This window comes from Streptomyces bobili (genome assembly GCF_002154575.1).
Lineage (GTDB): Bacteria > Actinomycetota > Actinomycetes > Streptomycetales > Streptomycetaceae > Streptomyces > Streptomyces bobili.
Genome location: NZ_MUBA01000500.1, coordinates 1 through 7,216, shown reverse-complemented (window position 1 = coordinate 7,216; position 7,216 = coordinate 1). Strand labels below are relative to the sequence as shown.

The window sequence follows — 7,216 nt, the reverse complement described above, 5'->3', positions numbered from 1 at the left end:
GCCCGCGCCGCCGCCCCCGCCGACGAGCCGATCGCGATCGTGTCGATGGCCTGCCGCCTGCCCGGCGGGGTGAACGACCCCGACGACCTGTGGCGTCTCGTCGCGGACGGCCGCGACGCCGTCGGCCCCTTCCCCGCCGACCGCTGGGACGTGGAGTCCCTGTACGACCCCGACCCGGACGTCCCCGGCAAGTCCTACGCCCGCGACGGCGGCTTCCTCGACGACATCGAGTCCTTCGACGCGGGCTTCTTCGGCATCACCCCGAAGGAGGCCGCCGCCATGGACCCGCAGCAGCGGCTGCTGCTGGAGACCGCCTGGGAGGCACTGGAACGCGGCGGCATCGTGCCCGCGGACCTCGCGGGCAGCACCACCGGCGTGTACGTCGGCATGTTCGGCAGCGAGTACCTGGCCGGCACCCGCCTCGACCAGCTGGACGGCTACGTCGGCACCGGGTCCGCGCTGAGCGTCGCCTCCGGCCGGCTCTCGTACGCGCTCGGCCTGCACGGGCCCGCCCTCACCGTGGACACCGCCTGCTCGTCCTCCCTGGTGGCGACCCACCTCGCGGCACAGGCACTGCGGTCGGGCGAGTGCGACCTCGCCCTCGCCGGGGGTGTCACCCTCATGGTCACCCCGCAGACCTACGTCGAGTTCAGCAGGCTGCGCGGCCTGTCCCCGACCGGCCGCTGCCGCTCCTTCTCCGACGACGCCGACGGCGCGATCTGGGCCGAGGGCGCCGGCATGCTCGTACTGAAGCGGCTCGGCGACGCCCGGCGGGACGGCGACGAGGTGCTGGCCGTGCTGCGCGGCACCGCCGTGAACCAGGACGGCCGCAGCCAGGGCCTGTCCGCCCCGAACGGCCCCGCCCAGGAACTGGTCCTGCGGCGCGCCCTGGAACAGTCCGGGCTCGCGCCCGAGGACATCGACTACATCGAGGCGCACGGCACCGGCACCACCCTCGGCGACCCGATCGAGGCGAACGCCCTCACCGAGGTCTTCGGCGCCTCCCGGCCCCAGGACCGCCCGCTGTACCTGGGCTCCCTGAAGTCCAACATCGGTCACGCGCAGGCCGCTTCGGGCGTCGCCGGGCTGATCAAGGTGGTGCAGTCGCTGCGCCACGGGACGCTCCCGGCCACCCTGCACGCGGACACGCCCAGCCGGCACGTCGACTGGGACGACAGCGGACTGCGTCTCCTCCAGGAGGCCCGGCCCTGGCCGGCGACCGGGGAGCGGGTCAGGCGCGCGGGCGTCAGCGCCTTCGGCATCAGCGGCACCAACGCGCACATCGTCGTCGAGGAGGCGCCCGGGACCGCGCCGGGCACACCGGCCGCGCCGCGCACACCGGCCGCGACGGGCGGCGGCAAGCACCTGTTCCTGCTGTCCGGCCGCAGCGAGGCCGCCGTCCGCGGACAGGCGGCACGGCTCTCGGCGTACGTCACCGAGGACACCCCGCTGCCGGAGGTCGCCCACACCCTGGCGCGGCACCGCAGCCACTTCGAGCGCCGGGCCACCGTCGTGGCCGGCGATCCGGACGAACTGCGTACCGTCCTCGACGCGTTGGCGTCCGGCCGCGCACCCGTGGCCCCGTCCTGCGAGGAGCGGAGCGGCAAGGTCGCCTTCCTGTTCGCCGGGCACGGCGGCCAATGGCCGGGTATGGGCCTGGAGTCGTTCGCCGACTCGGAGGCCTACCGCGCGGAGCTGACCCGTATCGACGCGGCCGTGCGGCGGCAGGTCGGCTGGTCCGTGCTCAACGTGCTGCGCGCACCCGAGGAGTTCTCCCCGCTGGAGCGCACCGAGTACCTCCAGCCGGTGCTGTTCGCCGTCAACGCGGCCCTGGCCGCCGCCTGGCGCGCCCTCGGCGTCACCCCCGACGCCGTCGTCGGGCACAGCCTGGGCGAGATCGCCGCCGCGTACAGTGCGGGCGCCCTCACCCTGGACGAGGCCGTGACGGTGGTGACCGGCCGCGCCCACGCGGTCGTGCCGCTCGTCGGACACGGCGGCATGGTCGCCGTCGACCTCCCGCACACCGAGGTCGAGGAACTCCTCGCACCCTACGAGGGACGGCTGTTCGTCGGCGCCCTCAACAGCGCCCGCTCCACCGCCGTTTCCGGGGACGCCGAGGCCCTGGCCGAGCTGGGCCGGCAGCTGGCGGAGCGGGGCGTCACCGTGCGCCGGCTGTCGACGCCGTTCGCCTCCCACAGCCCGCTCATGGAACCGCTCCGCGACGAACTCCTCGACCGGTTCGCCGGCGTCCGCGGCACCCGCACGGACACCCCGCTCTACTCGGCGGTGCTCGCCGAACCCGTGGACGGCGACCGCCTGGACGGCGCGTACTGGTTCGCCAACCTGCGCCGGCCGGTCCGCTTCGCGGACACGATCCGACGGATGCTGGACGACGGCTACCGCTATTTCGTCGAGCTGAGCCCGCACCCCTCGCTCACCGCCGCCGTCGAAGCCGTCGCCGCCGAGGCGGGCATCGACGCCGTCGGCATCGGCTCCCTGCGCCGCCAGCAGGACGGCCACGCCATGCTGCTGCGCCGGATCGGCGAACTGTTCACCGCGGGCCACGCACCGGACCTCACGGCCCTCTTCCCCCAGGGGCGCCGCCTCGACCTGCCCACCTACGCCTTCGCCCGCGAACGCCACTGGCTCGCCCCCGCCCCGGCCACCGCGGCCGGCGCCTCCCCGCTGCTCGGCACGCACGTCGAGGCCAGCGACGAACCCGACCGGCACCTCTTCCAGAGCCAGGTCGACCTACGGGACAGCCGCTTCTCCTACCTCACCGACCACCGCGTCACCGGCGAGGTCTGGCTGCCCGGCGCCGCCTTCCTCGACATGGCGCTGGAAGCCGCCCACGCCGTGACGGACACCACCGAAGTGCGCCTGGAGGACGTGCGGTTCGTCCAGCCGCTGCGCCTCGACGAGGCCCGGCCGGTACGGATCCAGCTCGTCCTGCGCCCCGCCGAGGACGGCGTCCGCGAGTTCACCGTCGCCTCGGCCGCCGACGGACAGCGCCGCTGGGAACGCCATGTCACCGGCCGGATGCTGGTCGACACGCCACCCGTCCCCGAGCCACGGCTGGACGAGCTGCGCGCGAGCTGCACAGAGGTGGTCGAACTAGCTCCCGTGTACGCCCAGTTGGGTGCCCTCGGCATCGACTACGGGCCCGCCTTCCGAAACCTGGAGTCCGGCCGCCGCAGCGATACCGCCGCGCTCGCACGACTCGCCGAACGGCCTGCCGCCGGGCACCTGTTCCACCCGGCCGTCCTCGACTCGGCCCTGCACGCCGCCGCCCTGCCAGGAGACGCGCCCGAGGGACGGGCGTTCGTGCCCGCCGGGTTCGGCCGTGTCCGCCACACCGGCCGGCGCACCGCACCCGTGTGGGTGAGCTGTGAACTGCGCGCGGTGGAAGGCGACACCGCCTCCCTCGACCTGCGCCTGTGGGACGACGACGGACAGCTCGTCCTCGAAGCCCAGGAGTTCGCACTCGCCGCGCTCTCCCCGCTGGACGGCGCCCTCTTCGAGACGCGCTGGCAGCCCCGCCCCGCCGCGCAGGAACGCCCCGCCGAGGGCGGCTGGCTCATCCTCGCCGACGCCACCGGCACCGCCGACGACCTCCTCGCCCGCCTCGGCACCGAGGTCCCGCACGTCGTCGCCCGCGGCGGAACCGCATTCACCGCGGAGGGCCCCGGCCGGTACGTCCTCGACCTCGCCGACCCGAGCCACCTGGCCCGCCTCCTCGACGAGGCCTACCCCGACACCCTTCCCGCCCGCGTCGTACAGCTCAGCGCGCTCGACGCCCCGGCCGTCACCGACGGAGCGACCGCCGAGGAAGCTGCCCGGCTGTGCTGCCTCAGCACCCTCCACCTCGTCCGCGCCCTCGCCGACCGCCCCCGCGGCCGATCCCCGCGCCTCTTCGTCATCGCCCGCGGCAGCCAGGCGGCAGGGGGCGACGGTCGGGCGGCCGGGCACCACGGCCGGGGAGCCGGGGGCGACGGTCAGGCCGCCGGGGGCAGCAGCCCGGCCGCCGGGGACAGCGGCCAGGTCGCCCACCCGCAGCAGGCGCTCGCCTGGGGCTTCGGCCTCGCCGTCGCCCAGGAGTACCCCGAACTGACGGTCACCCTCGTCGACCTGCCGCCCACCGGCGGCACCGACGCCCTGTGGACCCAGCTGCGCCACGCCGACGACGAACGCCTCGTCGCCCTGCGCGAGCCGGGCCGCCTCGTACCCCGCCTGACCCGCACCCGCCCCGACACCGACGGCACACCCGTCGTCACCCCCGACGGCGTCCACCTGATCACCGGCGGTCTCGGCGGTCTCGGCCGCGTCGTCGCCGAACGGCTCGTCCGGCGCGGCGCCCGCCACCTCGCCCTCATAAGCCGCGGCACCCCCGCCCCGGACGCCCAGCACTGGATCCGCGGCCTGGAGGAACGCGGGATCACCGTCCACCTCGCCCGCGCCGACGTCGCCGACCGCGACAGCCTGACGGCCGCCCTGGACGCCGTACGCCACGAAGCCGGCCCCGTCGCGGCGATCGTGCACGCGGCAGGCGTCCTCGACGACGCCACCGTCGCCAACCTGACCGACGAACGCGTCCTGCGCGTCCTCGCCCCCAAGGTGCTCGGCACCGCGCTGCTCACCGAACTCGCCCCCGAGGCGGGCAGCCTGGTCCTGTTCGCATCGGCGGCCGGTCTCCTCGGCTCACCCGGACAGAGCCCCTACTCGGCGGCCAACGCCTTCCTCGACGCCTGGGCCCACCACCTCTCCCGCACCGGACGACGCGCGCTCAGCCTCGACTGGGGCGCCTGGTCCGGCGTCGGCATGGTCGCCGAGTCCGGCACCCGCGCCGCCGAGACCGGCCGCTCGGGACTTCTCGCCTTCTCTCCGCAGGAGGGCGGCGAACTCTTCGACCGCGTCCTGGACACCGGCCGCCGCCAGCTCGCCCCCCTCGCCCTCGACTGGGAACTCCTCGCCCTCTCCCCGGACGCGGTGCGCGCCCGCCCGATCCTCGCCGACCTCGTCACCACCCCCACCGGCACCGGCGACGCCGACGGGCTCGTACGCAAGGTGTTCGCCGCCACCACCGACCAGGACCGCGTCAGCTGGCTGGAGGCCTACGTCCGCGCCCGCGTCGGCGAGGTCTCCGGCGGCGTCGTCGACACCTCCGCGAGCAGCGCGCTCAAGGAACTCGGCCTGGACTCCCTGATGCTGGTGCGGCTGCGCAACTCCTTCGCCCGCGAACTGGGCGTCGAACTGCCCACCGCCGAGATGTTCGCCGCCGCCGACATCAGGAGCCTGGCCAGGACCCTTGCCGCCGCCCTGCCCGAACGGGCGGCCGAACAGCGCACCGCCGATCCCGTGGCCGAAGTCCCCGAGACCGAGACGCACCCGGCGACCCGTGACGTCGTACGCCTCCTGCGCAGCGCCCGCCCCGACATGCCGCAGGCCGCCCACGCCGTCGGCCTCGCCGTACGCCTCACCACACCCACCGGCCGCGACACGCTCACGGCCGTCGTGGACCGTCTCACCGCCCGGCACGCCGCCCTGCGTACGGCCGTCCGGACCGGCGCGGACGGGCGTCTGCTGCACGTCGTCCGTGAGGTGCCGCCGCTGCTGCGGTGGACGCCCGTCACCGACGACCCGGACGCCGCCGAACGCCTGCGGGCCCTGCTGGAACCGGAGTTCGACCTCGCGAGCGCACCCCTGTGGCGCTTCGAGCTGCTGGACGGCGGAGAGCGGGGCCAGATCCTGGTCTTCGGCGCCCACCACGCCGTCAGCGACCTCCAGTCCCTGCTCCTCGTGGCGGGCGAGATCGACGCCGAACTCTCCGGCACCCCGCTCGGCGCGGACCCCACCAACCGGGACGTCCACCTCCTCATCGAGGCCCAGCAGACGGGCGAGGGCACCGCGACGGACGACTGGCGCGAGGTCTTCGACGGCAGCGAGCGGCTCGACCTGACCCTGTCGCACCCACGCCCCGAGCGGCGGACGTACCGCGCGGGCAGCGTCACCGTGACCCTGCCCGACGGGCTCATGGACCGGGTGACGGCCGCCGCGAGCGGCCTCGCCGTCACCCCCGCCGCCTTCTGCCTCGGCACCCTGACCGTGCTTCTGGCCCGCAAGCGCCGGCGCGAACGCTTCGTGCTCGCCGTCCCCGTCGACACCCGCATCCACGCCGACGCCTTCGACGCGGTGGGCTTCTACGGCGTCCCCGTGCCCTTCCCCGCCGAGGCACGGGCCGCCGAACCCGTCGCCGACGTGCTGCGGCGCACCGACGGCCGTATGGAACGGCTCCTGGCCAGGGGCGCCATGTTCTCCGACGTACTGGCGACCCTCGCCCGCCAGGGCCTGCACCGCGCCGAGGCCCCGCTCGTCGAGGTCTACTTCAACTACGTCCGCTACGGCGGCCGCCTCGACCACCTCGACGTCCTGCCCGCCGGCACCGGCTACTCCGACCTGGACCTGATGATCACCATGACCCCCGACGCGGGCCGTATCCGCCTCGACCACAACCTCGACATCCTCGACTCGGCGGCCACGGCGGGGCTCGGCGAGGAGTTCGTGGAGCTGCTGGCGGAGGTGGCTCGGGACGCGTCGACGCCGGTCGCCCGCCAGGAGGCCGCGCCCGCCCGGTCCCTCGCCCTCGCCGCCACCTTCGCCCTCGGCAACCTCCCGCTGATGTGTGCCACCGCCCTCAAGGACGGGGCGCCGCACGGCGGGCCGACGGTCGCCGAAGCCCCCTACCACCAGGTGCTCGCCGCGCTGCGCGACCCCTCCGGCGTCTTCGCGGACCCCGCCACGGCCGTCGGCGTCGTCCTGCTGCGGGCGCCCGACTTGGAACGGTTCGGGCCGGTCGACGACACCCTCCTCGCCGAACTGCGCACCGAGTACCCGGCCGCGCTGCGGGCCGTCGCCGAACGGACCCGCAAGCCGCTGATCGTCGGATTCCTGCCGGCCGTGCGCACCGACGACCGCCTCACCCGCTGGGAGGACGAGATCGCCGGCGAACTCGCCGCGCTGCCCGGCGTCGCGGTGCTCCGCCCCGACGACTGGACCCGCCGGCACGCCGTCGCGGAACCCTTCGACGAGCGCACCGAACGCCTCGCCCACCTGCCCTTCACCCCGCCCTTCCAGGCGGCGGTCGCGCTGTGCCTCGCCGAGACCGTCCGGTCCGTGCTGCGGCCCGCGCCCAAGGTGATCGCCGTCGACGGCGACGAGA

General features: G+C 75.2%; 1 protein-coding gene. It reads left to right on the top strand.

Annotated elements, in window-relative coordinates:
* Positions 1-7,216 (top strand): type I polyketide synthase (locus BZL64_RS31530; protein WP_143663363.1); only part of this gene is annotated, 7,216 nt, incomplete at both ends.